This window comes from Acetomicrobium sp. S15 = DSM 107314 (assembly GCF_016125955.1).
Classification (GTDB): domain Bacteria; phylum Synergistota; class Synergistia; order Synergistales; family Thermosynergistaceae; genus Thermosynergistes; species Thermosynergistes pyruvativorans.
In genome coordinates this window covers 1-368 of sequence record NZ_JADEVE010000282.1, presented here as the reverse complement: position 1 = coordinate 368, position 368 = coordinate 1, and the positions used below count along the sequence as shown (strand labels likewise).

Genomic DNA, 368 nt, shown 5'->3' with positions numbered 1-368 from the left:
AGCAAGCGCCAACTCTCGGAAGGCGAAGCGGCCATGCGGAAAGAAAGCCTGGCCAACAGCTCTTCCTCGGCATACCATCCTAAAAACCGCGCGCTTACTCCGCTCTTGGGGTCTAAGGCCATAAGGTGCCCCTCAAGCGTGGAAAGTGCTCTCACGAGGTAGAGAAAAGGGCGCGGTATCTTGAAGCCGTGCTGTGCGGAGAGGGTGGCTAAGGCCTCGAAGATCTCCGAAAGGGAAACCCTCCCCACAGGCCGACTCAAAGAGATAGGGGATGCTCAATACCGAGATCTCGGGGAAAAACCCGGGCACTGTGCCTTCGCTGACGTTACACATCTCGATTGTGCCGACCTTTACGCCTTCCAACATCT

At 56.8% G+C, this 368-nt stretch carries 1 protein-coding gene; it reads right to left on the bottom strand.

Features of this window, described 5'->3' with window-relative positions; genetic code table 11:
- Positions 1-132: 132 nt before the first annotated feature.
- Complete coding sequence (locus tag EZM41_RS14720) at positions 133-333, bottom strand: hypothetical protein (RefSeq protein ID WP_446697829.1); 201 nt, start codon at positions 331-333, stop codon at positions 133-135.
- Positions 334-368: the final 35 nt, after the last annotated feature.